This is a genomic window from Sulfitobacter pontiacus (assembly GCF_040790665.1).
GTDB classification, from domain to species: Bacteria; Pseudomonadota; Alphaproteobacteria; order Rhodobacterales; family Rhodobacteraceae; genus Sulfitobacter; species Sulfitobacter pontiacus.
The window spans coordinates 829605-849320 of sequence record NZ_CP160849.1 but is presented as its reverse complement, the minus strand read 5'-3'; the positions used below and the strand labels follow the sequence as shown (position 1 = coordinate 849320).

At 59.5% G+C, this 19716-nt stretch carries 17 protein-coding genes; 10 read left to right on the top strand and 7 right to left on the bottom strand.

Going from position 1 to position 19716, the window contains the following annotated elements; genetic code table 11:
- Positions 1–70: 70 nt before the first annotated feature.
- The 4 genes from dnaA to mutM all read right to left on the bottom strand — a co-directional run bounded on the left by dnaA (position 71) and on the right by mutM (position 4079).
- Positions 71–1429: a chromosomal replication initiator protein DnaA gene (gene dnaA / locus AB1495_RS04260; protein WP_005850129.1), complete on the bottom strand. Its 1359-nt coding sequence runs from the start codon at positions 1427–1429 to the stop codon at positions 71–73.
- 525 nt (positions 1430–1954) lie between these two features.
- Positions 1955–2218 (bottom strand): 30S ribosomal protein S20, encoded by a 264-nt coding sequence (gene rpsT, locus AB1495_RS04255; protein WP_005850127.1) that lies wholly within the window; start codon positions 2216–2218, stop codon positions 1955–1957.
- 168 nt (positions 2219–2386) lie between these two features.
- The gene (locus tag AB1495_RS04250; RefSeq protein ID WP_005850125.1) at positions 2387–3163 is read right to left on the bottom strand and encodes an enoyl-CoA hydratase; all 777 of its coding nucleotides are present in this window, start codon (positions 3161–3163) and stop codon (positions 2387–2389) included.
- Positions 3164–3227: 64 nt separating this feature from the next.
- Complete coding sequence (gene mutM, locus AB1495_RS04245) at positions 3228–4079, bottom strand: bifunctional DNA-formamidopyrimidine glycosylase/DNA-(apurinic or apyrimidinic site) lyase (protein WP_037941132.1); 852 nt, start codon at positions 4077–4079, stop codon at positions 3228–3230.
- Positions 4080–4168: 89 nt separating this feature from the next.
- Here mutM and ubiE point away from each other — a divergent pair, with 89 nt between their 5' ends.
- From ubiE to tdh, 5 genes are all read left to right on the top strand, one after another.
- Entirely contained in the window at positions 4169–4921 is a 753-nt protein-coding gene (gene ubiE / locus AB1495_RS04240) for a bifunctional demethylmenaquinone methyltransferase/2-methoxy-6-polyprenyl-1,4-benzoquinol methylase UbiE (protein WP_005850121.1), read from the top strand.
- Positions 4922–4924: 3 nt separating this feature from the next.
- Complete coding sequence (gene ubiB / locus AB1495_RS04235; RefSeq protein ID WP_074637321.1) at positions 4925–6457, top strand: 2-polyprenylphenol 6-hydroxylase; 1533 nt, start codon at positions 4925–4927, stop codon at positions 6455–6457.
- 45 nt (positions 6458–6502) lie between these two features.
- Positions 6503–7069 (top strand): helix-turn-helix domain-containing protein, encoded by a 567-nt coding sequence (locus AB1495_RS04230; protein ID WP_074637319.1) that lies wholly within the window; start codon positions 6503–6505, stop codon positions 7067–7069.
- Between the two features lie 118 nt (positions 7070–7187).
- Positions 7188–8375 (top strand): glycine C-acetyltransferase, encoded by a 1188-nt coding sequence (locus tag AB1495_RS04225; protein WP_064215849.1) that lies wholly within the window; start codon positions 7188–7190, stop codon positions 8373–8375.
- Positions 8372–9415, top strand: a complete 1044-nt coding sequence (tdh, locus tag AB1495_RS04220; protein ID WP_074637317.1) for an L-threonine 3-dehydrogenase — start codon at positions 8372–8374, stop codon at positions 9413–9415. Before AB1495_RS04225 ends, tdh begins: the two co-directional genes overlap by 4 nt.
- 153 nt (positions 9416–9568) lie before the next feature.
- Here the strand turns inward: tdh and serA are convergent, their stop codons facing one another.
- Positions 9569–11164 (bottom strand): phosphoglycerate dehydrogenase, encoded by a 1596-nt coding sequence (gene serA / locus AB1495_RS04215; protein ID WP_009825417.1) that lies wholly within the window; start codon positions 11162–11164, stop codon positions 9569–9571.
- An 81-nt stretch (positions 11165–11245) separates the two neighbouring features.
- On the bottom strand, positions 11246–12385 hold the full coding sequence (locus AB1495_RS04210) for a phosphoserine transaminase (RefSeq protein ID WP_074637315.1): 1140 nt from the start codon (positions 12383–12385) through the stop codon (positions 11246–11248).
- Between the two features lie 105 nt (positions 12386–12490).
- Between AB1495_RS04210 and AB1495_RS04205 the strand changes: the two genes are divergently transcribed.
- From AB1495_RS04205 to AB1495_RS04195, 3 genes are all read left to right on the top strand, one after another.
- A complete protein-coding gene (locus AB1495_RS04205; protein ID WP_244269024.1) occupies positions 12491–13840 on the top strand; it encodes a glycosyltransferase family 4 protein in 1350 nt (449 codons plus the stop codon).
- A 211-nt stretch (positions 13841–14051) separates the two neighbouring features.
- Positions 14052–14732: a sugar transferase gene (locus AB1495_RS04200; RefSeq protein WP_074637311.1), complete on the top strand. Its 681-nt coding sequence runs from the start codon at positions 14052–14054 to the stop codon at positions 14730–14732.
- The gene (locus AB1495_RS04195; protein ID WP_074637309.1) at positions 14726–15694 is read left to right on the top strand and encodes a glycosyltransferase family 2 protein; all 969 of its coding nucleotides are present in this window, start codon (positions 14726–14728) and stop codon (positions 15692–15694) included. Before AB1495_RS04200 ends, AB1495_RS04195 begins: the two co-directional genes overlap by 7 nt.
- On the opposite strand, the gene AB1495_RS04190 is transcribed toward AB1495_RS04195, so the two are convergent.
- Positions 15685–16638, bottom strand: a complete 954-nt coding sequence (locus AB1495_RS04190; protein WP_244269022.1) for a NodZ family protein — start codon at positions 16636–16638, stop codon at positions 15685–15687. The genes AB1495_RS04195 and AB1495_RS04190 overlap by 10 nt on opposite strands.
- Before the next feature lie 205 nt (positions 16639–16843).
- Between AB1495_RS04190 and AB1495_RS04185 the strand changes: the two genes are divergently transcribed.
- Together AB1495_RS04185 and cueR are read left to right on the top strand one after the other, a co-directional pair.
- Positions 16844–19300 (top strand): heavy metal translocating P-type ATPase, encoded by a 2457-nt coding sequence (locus tag AB1495_RS04185; RefSeq protein ID WP_074637307.1) that lies wholly within the window; start codon positions 16844–16846, stop codon positions 19298–19300.
- 20 nt (positions 19301–19320) lie between these two features.
- Entirely contained in the window at positions 19321–19707 is a 387-nt protein-coding gene (gene cueR / locus AB1495_RS04180; protein WP_074637305.1) for a Cu(I)-responsive transcriptional regulator, read from the top strand.
- Positions 19708–19716: the final 9 nt, after the last annotated feature.

The following is a 19716-nucleotide window of genomic DNA, read 5'->3' as shown; positions in this document are numbered from 1 at the left end:
TTGTTGACTTTTCAGCACGAAACGAAGGCCCGTCAAGGCCTTCGCGTGTCTTCTGTGCAAGCTGGTGCTCTTAAGCCTCGAGAGAGCGGCGCAGCAGTTCCAGATCTTCGGCGATCTGACCGTCGTTCTGCTTGAGCTCTTCGATACGTTTCACGCCGTGCATCACGGTCGTGTGGTCGCGCCCGCCAAAACGGCGGCCAATTTCGGGCAACGAACGGCTGGTCATTTTCTTGCACAGATACATGGCGACCTGACGCGGGCGGGCATAGCTGCGCAGACGCTTGGGGCCGACCATATCGCTGAGGCGGATGTTGTAATGCTCGGACACTTTGCGCTGGATCTCTTCGACGCTGACTTTGCGTTCAGAGGCACGCAGTACGTCGGCCAGACAATCCTGCGTCAGGTCCATGTTGATCTCGCGGCCGACAAGCGACGCAAAGGCGAACAGACGGGTCAACGCGCCTTCCAGCACGCGGACGTTGGTGGTGATGCGATGCGCCAGAAACTCGAGCACGCCAGCTTCGACCTCAAGACCGGGGTAGTTCTTGCGCTGCGCTTCTACCTTGTTTTGCAGAATGCCAAGACGCAGTTCGTAGTCGGTCGGATGCAGGTCAACGACCAGACCGCATTGCAGGCGCGATTTTACGCGATCCTCAAGATCCTTGATCTCGCCCGGGGCGCGGTCTGCGGAAATGATGATCTGTTTGTTCTGATCCACGAGGGCGTTGAACGTGTGAAAGAATTCTTCCTGCGTGCTGTCTTTGCCCGCGATGAACTGGACATCGTCCACCATCAGCACGTCGACCGAGCGGAAGATTTCCTTGAAGTCCATCATCTTGCGATCACGCAGCGCCTGCACGAAGCGATACATGAATTGTTCAGCCGACAGATACAGCACGTTCAGTTCGGGTTTGCGAACCTGAAGCTCTTGCGCGATGGCGTGCATCAAGTGGGTTTTGCCCAAGCCGACACCACCATAAAGAAACAGCGGGTTGAAGGTGACGGGGCCACCTTCGGCAACGCGGCGTGCGGCGGCGTGGGCCAGTTCGTTGGGTTTGCCGACAACAAAGTTGTCAAAGCTAAAGCGGGCGTCAAGCGGGGCGGCGTTGATCTGGCTGTTCGCAGGCTGGGCTGCGGCGGCGGGCTTGGGGCGGGCTGGGGCAGGATCAATGGCGGCGGGCTTGTCCTGTGGGGCGACCGCGAATTTCAGACGGCTGATGCTGATGTCTTCGGACTGCATTTCGTGCAGCAGCAGATCGGCGAAGTTCTGGCTGACATAGTTGCCAAAGAAATTGGTCGGTACGAACAACGTGCAAATGCCGTCTTCGATGGGGCCAACAGTCAGCGGGTCAATCCAGGTGGTAAAGTTGTTCTGTCCAACCGTCTTTAAAAGCCGGTCCCGAATTGTCGTCCATTCTGCCTGCATCATGCGCCCTGCCGTCCCATTCTTTGATCGCTTCAGCACATACTGAAACGCTATTTTACCCAGTCAAAAGACAACAGACCGTTTACCCGGTCCCACACAGAGAACCGGCCCGCCGTCCTTCGGACATTTTTACATAAGGCATGCCTGACGCGTGCGTTGGCGAAGCAAATCGCCAAACGTCGCTGCCGAACACACCGTTCGTCGTTTTTAAAAAGACAGGGCAAATGTGCTGGCAGCAGCATCTGCAGACGTCAGGTGGCCCCTAGCAAGACCATCCAAATTTCCCCGGCGGCTGTTCGATATTCTAGCAAATATCTCGAACCGTTCGGGCCTGTCCCCCCAAGCGAAGTGAATCGCGTTTGATAGTGTTAGCAATCTCGGTCGGACTGATACAACACATCTTCAAACTTGACTCAGAGATTGGTGCAAAAGAATCTCATTCCCGTGATGCGAGTGCTACAGAAACAAAAAAAGCACCGCCGAAGCGGTGCTTTTAAGTTGTAAAAGATGACGTTAGGTCAACCGGGCTTAGCCCAGTGCTTTGACCCGCGACGCCAGACGCGACATTTTGCGCGACGCTGTGTTCTTGTGGAAAACGCCTTTTGTCACACCGCGCATCAGCTCGGGCTGAGCGGCGCGCAGAGCGGCAGTTGCTGCTTCTTTGTCGCCGGATGCGATGGCTTCTTCGACTTTGCGCAGGAAGGTACGGATGCGCGAACGACGTGCTTTGTTGATTTGGAAACGTGCTTCGTTCTGGCGGGCGCGTTTTTTAGCCTGAGGTGTGTTTGCCATGAGGATCAGCCTTCATCTTGGGTATGTTCAAATTGCAAATACGCGACACAAACCCAACGACCGGAACCGATATCCGATAAGGTGATTCTAGCCAGAGCGGGCTGCACGCGCATGTATTAGGGCTGCCTATAGTCCAACCCGACACGCAATGCAAACCCGCAAAGCCATTTACTTGTCCCGGAACTGCGCTTCGCGCTTTTCAAGGAAGGCGGACATGCCTTCTTTCTGGTCTTCCGTCGCGAACAGCGAATGGAAAATACGACGCTCAAACAGCAGGCCCTCGCGCAGGGGCACTTCGAACGACCGGTTAACGGCTTCCTTTACCACCATGGTCGAGATCATCGATTTCTCGGCGATCTTGGCGGCGGCGGCCATGGCTTCTTCCATCAGTTTCTTGACGGGGACGACGCGCGATACAAGGCCCGCACGCTCTGCCTCGGCGGCATCCATGAAGCGGCCGGTCAGGTTCATGTCCATCGCTTTGGATTTGCCGATGGCGCGGGTCAGGCGCTGCGTGCCGCCAATACCTGCAACAACGCCAAGGTTGATTTCAGGCTGCCCGAATTTGGCGCTTTCGGAACAGATGATAAAGTCACACATCATCGCCAGTTCGCAGCCGCCGCCAAGGGCATAGCCCGACACAGCAGCAATGATGGGTTTGCGCACGCGCATGATCTGGTCTGTCTCGGGGGTGAAGAGGTCACCGGCAAAGACATCGACGAAGCTTTTGTCGCGCATCATGGCGATATCGGCACCGGCGGCAAAAGCCTTTTCCGAGCCGGTGATCACGATGCAGCGGACTTTTTCGTTTTCCTGAGCCGATTTCAACGCATCGGCCAGCTCGGTCATCAGCTGGTCATTCAGTGCGTTCATCGCATCGGGACGGTTCAGCGTGACAAGCGCGATGTGGTTGTCGACGTCGACCGTGATCGTTTCATAAGCCATCAAGAATGCTCTCGTTTGTTACGCTTTGAAAGATGTGCATACCACGGGGGCGGGGTGTTTCAAGTTATCTTTGGCATTGCGGGCAGTAGAAGGAAGACCGCCCCGACTGGACGATTCGCGCAATCTGATGGGTGCAGCCTTCACTGCGGCAGGGTTCTGCCTCGCGGCCGTACACGTCAAAGCTGTGCTGGAAATAGCCCAATTCACCGTCCGCGCGTTTAAAATCGCGTAAGGTGGACCCGCCTGCGGTGATCGCTTCGTTCAGCACATCGCGGATGATCGGGACCAAGCCGCCCACCCGTTTCGCCGCGATCCGCCCCGCCTTGCGCGCGGGGTGGATGCCCGCACGGTAAAGGGTTTCGCAGACATAGATATTTCCCAGCCCCGCCACGATCCGCTGGTCCAGCAGCGCGGTCTTGATCGGGGTATTCTTGCCCTTGAGCGCGGCAATCAGGTGGTCTTCGTGAAAATCATTGCCCAACGGCTCCGGCCCGATCGACGACAGTAGCTTGTGGCTGTCAGCGCTGGCAGTGTCCAACAAGTCCATCGCGCCAAAGCGGCGCGGGTCGTTAAAGGTCACCCGTGCACCGTTGCCCATATGAAACACCACATGATCGTGTTTCTCGGGGGCGGGGTGGTCATGCACGAACTGCCCCAATGGATCGCCCGAGATCAGCATCCGCCCCGACATTCCCAGATGCACCAGCAGCGATTCCCCCGACGACAGATCGGCGAGGATATATTTTGACCGCCGCCGCAGCTGGGTCACCCGTTGTCCTGTCAGCCGTGCCGCCATATCTGGGGGGAAAGGCCAGCGCAGATCGGGGCGATTTACCTCGGCGCGGGCGATCACCTCCCCCTCCATCACGGGGGATAGACCGCGACGCACTGTTTCGACCTCTGGCAACTCAGGCATGGTTGTTTCCCCTGTGACAAAAGGGGCGCATTGTACCTGCCCCCTCGCGCCCTATAACAAAGGTGCAGATCAAAGGACTACAAGACCCCATGACAAACGACAGCGACAAAACCACTCATTTCGGATTTGAAACCGTAGCCGAAAGCGACAAGGCCGGGCGCGTGCAGGGTGTCTTCAACTCTGTGGCCAGCAAATACGACATTATGAACGATGTGATGAGCGTCGGCATTCACCGCGTCTGGAAAGAGGCGATGATGGATTGGCTGGCACCGCGCGCCGGTCAAAAGCTGCTGGATGTCGCCGGGGGGACCGGCGATGTGTCGTTCAAGTTTCTGGGCCGTGCCGGATCGGGCCACGCCACCGTGCTGGATCTGACCGAACCGATGCTGGTCGAAGGGCGCAAACGCGCAGAGGCCGCAGCGATGGCCGATAGCCTTGATTGGGTCGTCGGCGACGCCATGGCGCTGCCGTTCGAGGATAATACCTTTGACGTCTATACCATCAGCTTTGGCATCCGGAACGTCACCCGCCCCCAAGAAGCGCTGAACGAAGCATACCGCGTGCTGCGTCCCGGCGGGCGTCTCATGGTGCTTGAATTCAGCCAGCTGCCCAATCCGATGATGCAGAAAGCCTATGATCTTTATAGCTTTAACGTCATCCCCCGCATGGGGCAGATGATCGCGAACGACCGCGACAGCTATCAGTACCTTGTGGAATCGATCCGCAACTTCCCCGATCAGGAAACCTTCCTGGGCATGCTGCGCACCGCGGGCTTTGGGCAGGCGAAGTACCGGAACCTGTCGCTGGGGATCGCGGCGCTTCATTCTGGTTGGAAGATTTAACCCATGCGCGGACCTCATAATATCTGGCGGTTGATCCGCACCGGTGCAACTTTGGAGCGGACCGGCGCGATGAATGTCGTGCTGGACGCCTTTGATGCAACGCCCGCGTTGCGCTTTGTCGCCAAGGCGCTTGGCAAACCGTTCAAGTTTCTGGGCTATGCCGGTGATCCGTCCATGCCGCCCGCGACCCGTGCGCTCACCGCGCTTGGCCCCGCCTATATCAAGTTCGGTCAGGTGCTCTCTACCCGCCCTGATGTTGTGGGCGACGAGCTGGCTGTGCAACTGCGCGTGCTGCAAGACAAGCTGCCGCCGTTTTCCATCGAACAGGCCAAGGCCGAAGTCGAAAAAGAGCTCGGCCTGCCGGTCGATGCGATATTCTCTGACTTTAGCGCGCCCGTCGCCGCTGCCTCTATCGCGCAGGTGCACCGCGCCACCATCGCCGAAACGCAGGAAGACGTCGCTGTCAAAGTGCTGCGTCCGGGGATCGAGAAAGCCTTTCGCAAGGATGTCGATGCCTTCTATCTTGCCGCGCGAATGGTCGAACTTTTCTCGCCCGGATCGCGCCGCTTGCGCCCGATGGAGGTGATCGAACATTTCGATGGTGTGGTGCGGGGCGAGCTGGACCTGCGGCTCGAATCCTCCGCCGCGTCGGAGTTTGCGGCGAACACCAAGGGCGATGCCGGCTTCCAACTGCCTGCGATCAAATGGGAATATTCTGCCCGCCGCGTCATGACCCTGGGCTGGGCAGATGGCGTCCCGATGGGCGACAACGCCGCGATTGATGCCGCGGGCCATGACCGTGTGGCGCTTGGCGACCGCGTGTTGCAGCTGTTCCTGAACCACGCGCTGCGCGACGGGTATTTCCACGCGGATATGCATCAGGGCAACCTCAAGGTCGCGCCGAACGGCGATATTATCGCCTATGATTTCGGCATTATGGGCCACATCGATGAATACACCCGCCGCGTATATGCCGAGATCCTGTTCGGCTTTATCCGCAAGGATTACAAACGGGTGGCAGAGGTGCATTTCGAAGCGGGCTACGTGCCTGCCGACAAGGATGTTGACGAATTCGCCCGCGCCCTGCGCGCCGTGGGGGAGCCTATCTTTGGCATGGACGCGACCCGCATTTCGATGGCGCGGCTGCTGACCTACCTGTTCGAGGTCACGGAACGTTTCGGCATGGAAACACGGACAGAGCTGATCTTGCTACAGCGCACAATGGTCGTCGTCGAAGGCGTCGCCCGTTCGCTCAATCCGCATATCAACATCTGGGAAGTGTCGAACCCGATCGTGACGGACTACATCTCTAAGTCCATCGGCCCCCGCGCCGTGATCAAGGACCTGAGCAAGACCGCTATGGTCCTCGCCCGTTTTGGCCCGCGTTTGCCTGCGCTTGTCGAGAATGCCTTGATCCGGCAGCAAGACGAAACACCGCCACAACGTCCGGCATTCCGCCGGTGGATCATCCTTTCCGCTCTTGTCGGGGCAGGGACGGCGACGGGGATTATCGCGATTTTACACGCGCTCAGCTAGCGCCTGCCATTGACAGCGGGGCACCCTGCGGCCCATCTATCCGGCATGACGGATAATCCAGACGCTATACTGACGCAACTTCCCGCCCGCCTGAAGGCCGCGCGCACCGCTCAGGGCCTGAGCCTTGACGCGGTGGCAAAGCTTTCGGGCGTGTCGCGGTCCATGGTCAGCCAGATCGAACGCGGTGAAAGCAGCCCCACCATCGCCACCCTGTGGAACCTGACCCGTGCGCTACAGGTGGATTTCGCGGGCCTTCTGGACAGCGCGCCAACGCCCGCGCAGATCGAGGTTTTGCGCGCGGCTGAGGTGCCGACGATCAACAATCTCGGCTCCGGCTGCCGCATCCGCATCCTGTCGCCCCCCGAAGAGGCGGGCAAACACGAGGTTTACGAACTCTTGATCGACGCAGGCGGCATGCTGGACAGCCAGCCCCATACCCGCGGCGCGCGCGAGCATCTGACAGTATCGCAAGGCACGGTAGAGCTGAAAAGCGGTGATGCCGTCGGCACTGTCCACGCTGGCGACACGGCGCGCTATCCTGCAGATGTCCCGCACCGGATCGCTGCGACAGATGGTCCTGTGCGGGCTTTTCTGGTCGTACAGGACGCCTGACCGCTCTGGGCTATGAGGTGATATCCACGATATAGGAAAAAATCCGCTATAAGGGATTTCCTCTATTTCGGAACCGTGTCCGGTATGATAGAACCTGCCTGAGAAAAGGAGTTCTATCATGACCCAAGCCTACCTAGATCACGTCAACGCCACCCTGTCCGGCATCGCCGCTGACGGTATGATGAAGCAAGAGCGCATGATCACCTCGCCCCAGTCCGGTGAGATCACGGTGGGCGGGCGTCAGGTGATTAATCTTTGCGCAAACAACTACCTGGGGCTGGCAGACCACCCCGATCTCATCGCCGCGGCCCGTGACGCGATGGACCCCAAGGGGTTCGGTATGGCCTCTGTCCGCTTTATCTGTGGCACACAGGACATCCACCGCGAGCTGGAGCAAAAGCTGGCCGCCTTCCTCGGGAAAGACGATTCCATCCTGTTTGCGGCTTGCTTTGACGCCAACGGCGGGCTGTTCGAGCCCCTGTTCGGGCCAGAGGACGCCATTGTCTCGGACAGTCTGAACCACGCCTCGATCATCGACGGCATCCGCCTGTGCAAAGCCAAACGCTACCGCTATGCCAACTCGGACATGGACGACCTTGAAGGGCAGCTCAAGCTCGCCCGCGAGGAAGGCGCGCGGTTTATCATGATCGCAACCGACGGCGTGTTCAGCATGGACGGCTATCTGGCGAAACTGCCAGAGATCACCAAACTGGCCGAGAAATACGAAGCGCTGGTGATGGTCGACGACTGCCACGCGACAGGCTTTATGGGCCCGAAGGGGGAGGGCACGCCAGCGCACTTCGGGGTCGATGTGGATATCCTGACAGGCACCTTGGGCAAGGCGCTTGGCGGGGCCATCGGCGGCTATATCGCAGGGCCGCAGCCGGTGATCGACCTGCTGCGCCAGCGCGCGCGGCCCTATCTCTTCTCGAATTCACTGCCGCCGTCGATTGTCATGGCCGGGATCAAGGCACTTGAACTGGTCGAACAAGGGGATGATCGTCGCACGCAACTGTTCGAGAACGCGAAATACTGGCGCGAGGGGCTGACCAACCTCGGCTTTGACCTGCTGCCCGGCGAACATCCGATCATCCCCGTGATGCTGGGCGAGGCGCAGTTGGCGCAGGATATGGCAGCGCGCCTGTTCGAAGAAGGCGTCTATGTCAGCGGTTTTTTCTTTCCCGTTGTGCCTCGCGGTCAGGCCCGCATCCGAACCCAGATGAATGCCGCGCTGACCCGCGATGAGCTCGACCGCGCGCTCGAAGCCTTCAAGGTGGCGGGCAAAGCCTGTGGGGTTCTGTCATGAGCAACGAAATGAAGGCGCTGTGTAAGTCCGAGCCCCGCGAGGGGCTGTGGATGACCCGCGCGCCGGTGCCGGAAATCGGGCCGGATGACGTGCTGATCAAGATCAACAAAACCGGCATTTGTGGCACGGATATCCACATCTGGAACTGGGATGAATGGGCGCAGAATACCGTGCCTGTCCCGCTGATCACCGGCCATGAATTTGCCGGAGAGATTGTGGAACTGGGCCGGAATGTCACGGATCTGGCGATCGGGCAGCGCTGCTCGGGTGAGGGGCATCTGATCGGAAAAACCTCGCGTCAGTCGCGGTCCGGCAAGTTCCACCTTGATCCCGCCACGCGTGGTATCGGCGTGAATGAACAAGGTGCCTTCGCGCAATATCTGCGGCTGCCCGCGTTCAATGTCGTCCCGCTGCCCGACACGATCTCGGACGATATCGGAGCGATCCTCGACCCGCTTGGCAATGCGGTACACACCGCGCTGAGCTTTGATCTGGTCGGGGAAGATGTGCTGATCACCGGTGCAGGCCCCATCGGTATCATGGCCGCAGCGGTCGCCCGTCACGTCGGCGCGCGTCATGTGGTGATCACGGATGTGAATCCCGCCCGGCTAGAGCTCGCCGCTAAGGTCGCCGATGTCGTCCCCGTCGACGTGCGTCACGAAGACCTTGCCGATGTCATCGCGCGGCTGAAGATGAAACAGGGCTTCGACGTCGGGATGGAGATGTCGGGCAATCAGGTAGCACTGGATCAGATGGTCGAGGCGATGACCATGGGCGGGCGGATCGCGATGCTGGGCATCCCGCCGGGCAAATCGCCCGTCGACTGGTCGCGCATCGTGTTCAAGGCGATCACCGTCAAAGGGGTCTATGGCCGCGAGATTTTCGAGACGTGGTACAAGATGATCGCCATGCTGGAAAACGGCTTGGACGTGAGTGAGATCATCACCCATCGTTTTGACGTCGACGACTTTCAGACGGGGTTTGCGACGATGAAATCGGGGGCCTCTGGCAAAGTGGTGCTGGACTGGACGGGCGCGTGATGCGTCGGGGGCAGCGGTAGGGGTGAGCCTGTAGGGGCGCTGCCCCCGCAGCCTTTGGCTGCTCCCCCGGGATTTAGGCCAATTGGAAGCAGGCAAAACAAAAGCGCCCCCGGTGATGGGGGCGCTTTGCGTTTCCTTGATGCGCTGTGGGTCTTAGGCGACTTCGAATTCGAGCTCTTTGACCTGTTTGAACAGACCTGTATCACGCAGGTCTTTCAGCGCTTTCTCGGGCAGCGGGCCGTCAATATAGAGCAAGGCAATCGCCTCCCCTTTGGCGGTGGACCGGCCGAGGGTGAAGTTCGCGATGTTCACGTCGTTTGCACCCAGGGTCTGACCCAGCGTCCCGATGATGCCGGGCACGTCGTTGTTGGTGGTGTAGAGCATATGCGCACCAACTTCGGCTTCGATATTGATGCCTTTAATCTGGATGAAGCGTGGTTTGCCATCCGAGAACACGGTGCCCGCGATCGACCGTTCACGTTTCTCGGTGACAACGGTAACTTTCACATAGCCGTCGAAGACACCGGATTTGTCCTGATTGGTGGTGCTGATCTGGATGCCTTTTTCGCGCGCAACAACGGGGGCGCTGACCATGTTCACGTCGGGGTTGGCACGTTTCATGATGCCCGCCACGACCGCGCAGTTCAGCGCGTTCAGGTTCATCTCGGACACCTGACCGTCGTAAAGGATGTTGATCGCCTTCACGGCTTCATCCGTCATCTGGCCAATGAAGGCCCCAAGGTGACCCGCCAAAGTGATCCACGGGCCCATGACCTTTGCCTCTTCGGCGGTGACGGACGGCATGTTCAGGGCGTTTGTGACGGCACCGGTCAGCAGGTAGTCGGACATCTGTTCAGCGACCTGAAGTGCCACGTTTTCCTGTGCTTCCGTCGTGGCGGCCCCAAGGTGGGGGGTGCAGACGACGTTGGGGAGGCCGAACAGCGGGTTTTCGGTCGCGGGCTCTTCCTTGAACACGTCGAAGGCTGCGCCAGCGACATGGCCGGATTTCAGCGCTTCGGCCAATGCTTCTTCGTCGACCAGACCGCCGCGGGCACAGTTGATGATCCGCACACCTTTTTTGGTTTTCGCCAAGGCTTCCTTGGACAGGATATTTGCGGTTTGATCCGTGTAAGGCACGTGCAACGTGATGAAGTCCGCGCGCGCCAGCAGATCGTCCAGCTCGACTTTCTCGACACCCATCTTCTTGGCTTTTTCTTCGCTCAGGAAGGGGTCATAGGCCGCGACTTTCATCTTCAGGCCGCGGGCGCGATCGCAGACGATGCCGCCGATGTTGCCGGCACCGATGACGCCAAGGGTTTTACCCGTAAGCTCGACCCCCATGAATTTGGACTTTTCCCATTTGCCGGCATGGGTGGAGGCCGAAGCCTCGGGGATTTGACGGGCAACGGCGAACATCATCGCAATCGCGTGTTCTGCCGTGGTGATCATGTTGCCGAAGGGGGTGTTCATGACGATGACACCCTTTTTCGAGGCCGCATCCTTGTCGATGTTATCGGTGCCGATACCGGCGCGGGCGATCACCTTGAGGTTGGTCGCATTGGCGAGGATCTTTTCGGTCACTTTCGTCGCGGACCGGATCGCGAGCCCGTCGTAATCGCCGATCACAGCGGCAAGCTTGTCCTTGTCTTTGCCAAGATCGGGTTGGAAGTCGACGTCAATGCCGCGGTCTTTGAAGATTTGAACGGCGGCGTCCGAGAGTTTGTCGGAAATAAGCACTTTGGGGGCCATGATTGGCGCTCCTTTTTTGAATAGAAGGGGGGCGTGGGTTAGCCACCCGCCTGGCGTGATCGCCAAGCGGGGAACCCGAAATTAAGCGTTGATCTCGGCTTCGAAAGCCCATTCCAACCAAGGCAGCATGGCCTGGATGTCAGAGGTTTCGACGGTGCCGCCGCACCAGATCCGCAGACCGGCAGGGGCATCGCGGTAGGCACCGATGTCCAATGCGACATCCTCGTCCGCGAGACGTTTCGCGACAGCTTTTGCGAAGGCTGCGCCGTCTGCGATCCGGTCGTCATTGAATTTCAGGCAGACCGATGTGTTCGACCGTGTCGCCGGATCAACCGCGAGGAATTCGATCCAGTCATGCGTGTCCACAAAATCCGTGATCGCTGCCGTATTCGCATCGGCGCGCGCGATCAGACCTTGCAGGCCGCCGACGGATTTCGCCCAATCAAGCGCCAGCAGGTAATCTTCAACGCAAAGCATCGAAGGCGTGTTGATCGTCTCGCCCTTGAAAATCCCGTCGATCAGCTTGCCACCTTTGGTCAGGCGGAAGATCTTGGGCAGGGGCCAAGCAGGCGTATAGTTTTCAAGCCGCTCGACGGCACGAGGGCTGAGGATCAGCATGCCGTGTGCTGCTTCGCCGCCCAGAACTTTCTGCCAGCTGAATGTCGTCACATCCAGTTTGTCCCACGGCAGATCCATCGCAAAAGCAGCCGATGTCGCATCGCATAGTGTCAGCCCCTTGCGGTCGGCAGGGATAACATCGCCCGTTGGGACGCGCACGCCAGAGGTTGTCCCGTTCCAAGTGAAGCACACGTCGTTGTCGTAGTTCAACGCCGACATGTCGACAATTTGACCATAATCCGCGGTATGTACCGTGTGCTCGATCTTGAGCTGTTTCACGGCGTCGGTCACCCAGCCTGCGCCGAAGGATTCCCATGCGACCATTTCCGCAGGGCGTTCGCCCAGCAACGACCACATCGCCATTTCATAAGCGCCAGTGTCAGACGCCGGAACGATGCCGATCTTATAGTCGGCAGGCACGCCCAGAATTTCGCGGGTGGTTTCAATTGCTTCAAGCAATTTCGCTTTGCCCGGTGCCGCGCGGTGGCTACGCCCCAAAGGCGCGCTCGCAAGCTTGGTCAGGTCATAAGCGGGGGGTTTGGCGCACGGGCCAGAGGAAAAACGCGGATTCGTGGGCCGCGAGGTCGGTGTCGTAATAGCCATGTAGCTACCCTTTCAGATAAGCGCCCTTCGTTGGGGAAGGGTGTCCCACGTGCTGGAATACGCGGGGCGAAAGGGCGCGGCAAGCCCCCAAATCAAGCAAGATTGATGCAAAAACCGGGTAATTGGCTGAACCGAGCGGTGATGTTTCCTATTGGAGACAACTTAGGGCGACGGCGCTTCGGAATTAACTTCATGTTCACCCGTGGCTGCCAAAACGGACGCCAATCTGATTCTGATGTTGAAGGACCTATGCCCGAACCGCCCGTGCGTCATATCTTGATCGTGGTTGAAAACCTACCAGTGCCGCTCGATCGCCGGGTCTGGCTGGAAGCGACGACGTTGGTCCGCGCAGGCTACCAAGTCTCTATCATTTCGCCCACGGGTCAGGGATGGGTTGCGCCATTTGAACGGCGCGAAGGCGTGGATATTTACCGGTACCCCGCTGTTCCTGAAACCGGAGGCGGCGCGGTTTCATATGCTAGGGAATATGCTAGCGCAATCTGGCATTGGTTTCGGCTTGCGCGGCGTATTTGGCGGCAAAATCCTTTTCAGGCGATCCACGGGTGCAATCCACCTGATCTGATCTGCCTTCTTGCCATGTGGTACCGACGCAAGGGTGTTTCTTATGTGTTTGACCAGCACGATGTCTGCCCAGAACTTTTTGTCGCCAAGTTTAACAAACAAGGCGTAGGTTACCACGTCATGCGAAAGTGTGAATTGCTCAGCTACCGTGCTGCATTCGTGGTGATATCCCCGAATGAAAGCTTTCGCGAAATCGCGATGACACGGGGGGGCAAATGCCACGACGACATATTCGTTGTGCGCTCCGCTCCGAACCTGACAGATTTTACGCCTGGGCCAGGGTCGCAGAGATACCGGCGCGAGGGAAAGACGCTTCTTGGGTATGTCGGCGTGATCGGACAGCAGGAGGGAATGGATCTGTTGCTTTTCGCGGCGCATCACCTTGTGACCTCGGGCACGCGCGATATCCACTTTTTGATTATTGGCTTCGGCCCCTCATTGCCCGACATGAAACGCCAGGTCGATGACCTTGGGTTGACGGGTTACTTTACGTTCACCGGCGCACTTTATGGCCGCGCTTTGGTGGACGCCTTGAACACGATAGATATGGGGCTTGCCCCAGATCCCTGCAATGCGATGAACGACATATCATCAATGAACAAGGTGGTTGAATACATGGCGCTGGGCAAACCTGTCGTTCAGTTCGACCTGACCGAAGGTCGGCGCACCGCCGAAACGGCCTCCCTCTACGCGGCTTCAAATGATCCGATTCGATTTGCCGATTGCATTAAACAGCTCATCGACGACCCGTCATTAAGAGCGGCGATGGGGAAGGCCGGGCGCGAGAGGGTCGTGAATGCGCTGGCATGGTCTTCGTCCGAACCGCATCTCTTGGCGGCATATACGCGACTTGGCGACAAGCGCCTGCGCTGAGTGGCCGGCGCAAACCATAGTTTACCGTAAATTACATCATGCAGTGTAACGGGTTTATCGCCGTCGTCGCGTTTGGAACGCGTCATGATGAACGGCTTTTCTACACAGTCATTCAAATTGGATGTTTTTCCTTAACCCCGTAGTAAGCCTGTCCCCATAACCATTGATGCATCGACCTTTCCCCTGGCCTGAGCCGAAGAAGGAGTTTCCGGTGCATCATACAAATGTCTTTAAACGCCAAGCCTATCCACGCGTGGACACCCTGCAGCGGAGCGATCTGCATCGGGAGCTTTATCGTCTATATGGCAAGCGCTGTTTTGACATCGTCTTTTGCATTTTATCTGCACCGATCGTGGTTCTCGTGATCTGCCTTCTTGCCTGTCTTGTGGCAGCAACTGGGCAGTCTCCGTTCTTCACCCAGGAACGCGTCGGTAAAGATGGGCGGGTCTTCAAGATGTGGAAGCTGCGAACAATGCATCCCCACGATCCACACTCGCTAAGAGACTATTTAGCACAAAATCCAAAGGCCAGGGATGAATGGCGACAAAACCAGAAGCTGCGTCACGATCCCCGTGTCACAACGGTGGGCCGGTTCTTGCGCTGCACGTCACTGGATGAACTACCCCAGTTCGTTAACGTGCTGAGAGGAGAGATGAGCCTCGTCGGGCCCCGACCCATGTTGGTGTCTCAAAGGGGGCTTTATCAGGGTGACCACTACGAAAGAATGCGGCCGGGGATCAGTGGGAACTGGCAGGTCTCATCCCGGAACAGAGCAAGGTTTTCAGAGCGCGCAGATTTCGACACGCAATACTTCAGCACCCTGTCACTGTCCGAGGATCTGCGAATACTAAAGGCAACCGTGGGTGTCGTGTTGCGGGCGACGGGGTGCTGAAGCTGGCGACGGTTGATCGCGGGCCTGCCCTCAGTGTCGTGATCGTCAGTTACAACACGCGGGAATTGACGCTTAGGGCGATAGAAACGCTGTATGAACACACGCAGTTGACTCAATTTGAGTGTATTGTTTGGGATAACGCCTCCTCTGACGGTTCGGCAGATGCGATAGCTGCGGCGTTTCCGCAGGTCCGTCTGGTCCGCTCGGCACAGAATCTGGGCTTTGCGCGCGCGAATAATCTTGCCGCGCAGCAGTGTTGTTCCGACTATTTACTGTTGCTGAACCCTGATACCGAACTTCATACAGATGCGGTCGATCAACTCGTCGCCTTTGCGCGCGAAAATCCGCAGGCGGGGATATGGGGTGGGCGCACCATTTTTGCTGATGGGTCGCTTAACATCGCGTCTTGTTGGGCGCGGCCCACCGTGGCCAGCCTGTTGTTCAAAGCGATCGGGCTCACCACAGCTTTCCCGCGCAGCGCGGTGATTAACCCTGAAGCCTACGGGCGCTGGCCGCGGGATTCTGTGCGCCCTGTCGATATCGTTGTGGGGTGTTTTCTGTTGATCGACCGTTCCTTGTGGCATCAACTGGGCGGCTTTTCGGAGAAATATTTCATGTATGGCGAGGATGCCGATCTTTGCCTGCGCGCGATTCACTTGGGGCATCAGCCACTGATCACGCCGAAGGCGCAGATCGTGCATCATGTCGGGGCCTCGACCACGGTGACAGAGGCAAAGGCGATCGCGGTGATGACGTCGCGTGCTTCATTGGTCCGCGATCACTGGCCGGCGTGGCAACAGGGGGCGGGGGTCTTTCTGATGTGGCTTTGGTCGGCGCTTCGGTATTTGGCCACGCGGCCGTTCGTGGCTTCGCGCAAGGCGCAAAGACGGGCGCGGGCGGCGCATTGGGCGGCGGTCTGGGCCGCCCGCAAGACATGGTTGCGGGGGTATGATCAAGCATAGCGTTGCAACAGTTCCTTCGCCCAAAGCGTCGGAGAATACCGTTCGACATCGTGGATACGCGCAGGGGCAAAACGCCCCAAGTAGCCAGAGGTGACAGAGAAGGTCGAGCGGCGGGAATAGATCAGGTGATCACAACGCGACAATTGCCACATGTCGATCAGGGCATTTTCCGCCTCTTGCAGCGGGTTGCATGTTGTATCCGGCCCATGCAAACGCGCGCCGGCAGGGCCTAGCCGTTTGGGATGGGTTATGACCTTGTCGAACGCACGCTTCAAACGATTCTCGATCTCGGCATTGTCCGTCGCAAGAAAGATGGTCGCGGTCGGATGGCGGGCCTTTAGCTGCTCCAGGGTCTTTAGCACTGGGCCAAGCGGGATTTTTCGATCGGTGAACCTGATATGAACCCCGATGCTGGGCAGTTTTGCCGTGGGGCGCATGTGCGATAGCGCATGGCGGACCCGTGCGTTGGGGGTAAAATAGCGGCCAAGATAATTGGCGAAAACCTCGCGCTCCCCCCGTTTGGCAAAGCGTGCATCCCGGCGCAGATGCTGCCGCATGCGGCCCAGCTTTGGCAGGTAAGACCAATAGACCGCCACCGCCTGAGACTGGTCCAGCCGCTTGAGGTCCACGCAAAGCCGCCGATAGCCCCAGGGGTTTGAGTGTGACCGCGGCATATAGGCGTCGATCATGTCTTGAGGCTGGCGGTTCAGATTGCCAGCCCAGATCGGGGGGCAAACATCGGCCCCGTCATCCATTGTGGCACCCCCAATCGCTTCGCCCCCGATCGGAGACTGGAATAGCAGCGGATAAGCGTTTTCACCAAGCGGCGCATAGCTGCCGTCGCGCCAGTCGATCACGGGCTTGCGGCCGGAGAGATCAGCGTAAACCAGACCCGAGATCGCAGACAGGATGCGGTTGCCCAATCCGCCTTTTCCCTTGATCACCAGTGTTCTTGACTGCATCCGTCGATACACACCCTCCGCTCATCGTTTGACGCTCACCATCGCGCAGATGTCTTTCCAAAGTCTTAACCGGCCTAGGGCAGACACCGGAATCTGCAGCGAGATCGAATAAAATCCATATCACCGCTTGACCTTCCATTAACTGGAAGCCCTATCTGAGGGGCAAGACACCCCAAGGAGACGGCTGATGGGCGATGTAGTTGCGATAAATTTTGGCATTGGCGGTATGAATTGCGCCTCTTGCGTGGGGCGGGTCGAGACCGCGCTTGGGCGCGTGGAGGGTGTGCAGGACGCCCGCGTGAACCTCGCCTCGGAAACCGCGTCGCTGCAGGTGGCATCGGGTTTCGACCCCAAGGACGCCGTCGCCGCACTTGCGACCGCAGGCTACCCCGCCACCTTGCAAACGCGGCGCTATGCCATTGAAAACATGTCCTGTGCATCCTGCGTCGGGCGGGTCGAACGCGCCTTGGCGGCCGTGCCGGGTGTGGTCGATGTCAGCGTCAACCTCGCCCGGGAAGAGGCCGTGGTGCAGTCGCTTAGCGCAGAGCCGGATGCCGCCATTGTGCAGGCTGCGCAAGCCGCGGGCTACCCCGCCACCCCCGTGACGGACACCGCATCTTCCCTCGCGCCGGACCGCAAGGTTGAAGAAGCCGCGCATCTTAAACGTATGACGCTGCTGGCCGCGGCGCTGACCCTGCCGGTGTTTGTGCTCGAGATGGGCGGCCATATGATCCCCGCGTTCCACCATTGGGTCATGTCGACGCTGGGGCAGCAGCTGAGCTGGTCGATCCAGTTCGTACTGACCACCATCGTTCTGGCATGGCCCGGGCGGCGCTTTTTTGTCACCGGCGTGCCAGCGCTGTTGAAACGCACGCCTGACATGAACTCTCTGGTGTTTCTGGGGGCCACGGCGGCATGGGGCTTTTCCACCGTGGCGCTGTTCTTGCCACAGTTGCTGCCCGCCGGTGCGCAAGCGGTCTATTTCGAAGCCGCCGCGATGATCGTCACGCTGATCCTGCTGGGGCGCACGCTAGAGGCGCGGGCCAAGGGCCAAACCGGACAAGCGATCCGCAAGCTGGTCGGGCTGCGCCCCAAAACCGCGCGGGTAGAGCGAGACGGCAACGTGTCAGAGGTTGCGATCGACGCGATCACCGTCGGCGATCTGATCCATGCGCGCCCCGGTGAAAAGATCGCCGTAGACGGGACCGTGACACGTGGCAGTTCCTATGTCGATGAAAGCATGATCACCGGCGAACCCGTGCCCGTCGAAAAGCTGCCCGACATGCGTGTGGTCGGAGGGACGGTGAATGGCACCGGCGCGCTGGTCTACTGCGCGACCCATGTGGGCGCGGACACGACCCTGTCGCAGATCGTGCGCATGGTCGAGGACGCCCAAGGTGCCAAGCTGCCGGTGCAGGATATGGTCAACCGCATCACCATGTGGTTCGTGCCCGTCGTCATGGCGATTGCCGCGGCCACCTTCCTTGTCTGGCTGGCTTTCGGGCCGCAGCCGTCCTTGGGGCACGCTCTGGTGGCAAGCGTCGCGGTGCTGATCATCGCCTGCCCCTGTGCGATGGGGCTGGCCACGCCGACCTCTATCATGGTGGGCACAGGGCGAGGGGCCGAGATGGGCGTACTGTTCCGCAAGGGGGACGCGCTGCAGGTCTTGGCCGAGGTCGATACCATCGCGCTTGATAAAACCGGCACGCTTACCGCTGGTCGGCCCGAGGTGACGGATCTGGATGTCTTCAACGGCTGGTCGCAGGCCGATGCGTTGCGGCTCGTCGCGTCGGTCGAGGCGCAGTCAGAGCACCCGATTGCCAGCGCCATCCTGCGCCATGCCGAAACAAAGGGGCTGTCGCTGGCAGCGGTGACCTCTTTTGCCTCGCAAACCGGCCACGGCGTACGCGCCGAGGTCGAGGGGCGTCGCGTGCTTGTCGGGGCGGACCGTTTCATGCAGGCCGAAGGGGTCTCTCTCGGCGCGGCAGAGGGGCGGTCGGCAGCATGGGGGGCAGAGGGCAAGACACCGCTTTTCGCCGCCGTGGATGGGGCGCTTGTCGCGATGATCGGCGTCGCCGACCCGATCAAGGAAACGACGCCCCAGGCGCTGGAGGCACTGCACGAAGCGGGGCTGAAAATCGCAATGATCACCGGTGACAACAAGGCGACGGCGCAGGCGATTGCCGACCGTTTGGGGATCGATACCGTGGTCGCCGAAGTGCTGCCCGATGGCAAGGTCGCCGCGCTGGAGGACCTGCAACAGGCGGGCCACAAGGTCGCCTTTGTCGGGGACGGGATCAATGATGCGCCCGCGCTGGCGGGGGTCGACGTGGGTATCGCCATCGGTACCGGGACGGATGTCGCTATCGAAGCGGCCGACGTGGTGCTGATGTCGGGCGATCTGCAAGGGGTGGTGAACGCCCTGCACATCAGCCAGCACACCATGCGCAATATCCGCCAGAACCTCTTTTGGGCCTTTGGCTATAACGCGCTGCTGATCCCCGTTGCAGCCGGTGTGCTCTATCCGCTGTTCGGCGTGCTGCTGTCGCCCGTGCTTGCCGCCGCCGCCATGGCATTGTCGAGCGTCTTTGTCCTGTTCAACGCCCTGCGCCTGCGGTGGATCGCCGCCGCAGCAACCGCCTAATTCAACGAAAGGAGACGTCCATGAACATCGGTGACGTGTCGAAAAGCGCAGGTCTGCCTGCCAAGACCATCCGCTACTACGAAGACATCGGTCTGATCACGCCTGCGCGCGACACGAACGGGTATCGCAGCTTTTCCGACAGCGACGTGCACAAGCTGACGTTTCTGGGCCGTGCGCGGGCCTTGGGCTTCACGATCGAGAATTGCCGCGACCTGCTGGCGCTTTGGGATGATCAGGATCGCGCCAGCGCCGATGTCCGCGCCATCGCCCAGCAACATCTGGCGCAGATCGAAAGCAAGATCGCGGACCTGCAAGATATTCGTCAGACCTTGACCCATCTGGTGCATGAATGCGCTGGCGATGACCGCCCCGATTGCCCGATCTTGCAACGGCTCGAAAAGCTGTAGCGCGCGTGT

Bases quoted from the DNA above. Each gene is read 5' to 3' on its own strand.
- dnaA (WP_005850129.1), bottom strand. From the start codon at position 1,429: ATGATGCAGGCAGAATGGACGACAATTCGGGACCGGCTTTTAAAGACG.
- rpsT (WP_005850127.1), bottom strand. From the start codon at position 2,218: ATGGCAAACACACCTCAGGCTAAAAAACGCGCCCGCCAGAACGAAGCA.
- AB1495_RS04250 (WP_005850125.1), bottom strand. From the start codon at position 3,163: ATGGCTTATGAAACGATCACGGTCGACGTCGACAACCACATCGCGCTT.
- mutM (WP_037941132.1), bottom strand. From the start codon at position 4,079: ATGCCTGAGTTGCCAGAGGTCGAAACAGTGCGTCGCGGTCTATCCCCC.
- ubiE (WP_005850121.1), top strand. From the start codon at position 4,169: ATGACAAACGACAGCGACAAAACCACTCATTTCGGATTTGAAACCGTA.
- ubiB (WP_074637321.1), top strand. From the start codon at position 4,925: ATGCGCGGACCTCATAATATCTGGCGGTTGATCCGCACCGGTGCAACT.
- AB1495_RS04230 (WP_074637319.1), top strand. From the start codon at position 6,503: ATGACGGATAATCCAGACGCTATACTGACGCAACTTCCCGCCCGCCTG.
- AB1495_RS04225 (WP_064215849.1), top strand. From the start codon at position 7,188: ATGACCCAAGCCTACCTAGATCACGTCAACGCCACCCTGTCCGGCATC.
- tdh (WP_074637317.1), top strand. From the start codon at position 8,372: ATGAGCAACGAAATGAAGGCGCTGTGTAAGTCCGAGCCCCGCGAGGGG.
- serA (WP_009825417.1), bottom strand. From the start codon at position 11,164: ATGGCCCCCAAAGTGCTTATTTCCGACAAACTCTCGGACGCCGCCGTT.
- AB1495_RS04210 (WP_074637315.1), bottom strand. From the start codon at position 12,385: ATGGCTATTACGACACCGACCTCGCGGCCCACGAATCCGCGTTTTTCC.
- AB1495_RS04205 (WP_244269024.1), top strand. From the start codon at position 12,491: ATGCAAAAACCGGGTAATTGGCTGAACCGAGCGGTGATGTTTCCTATT.
- AB1495_RS04185 (WP_074637307.1), top strand. From the start codon at position 16,844: ATGGGCGATGTAGTTGCGATAAATTTTGGCATTGGCGGTATGAATTGC.
- cueR (WP_074637305.1), top strand. From the start codon at position 19,321: ATGAACATCGGTGACGTGTCGAAAAGCGCAGGTCTGCCTGCCAAGACC.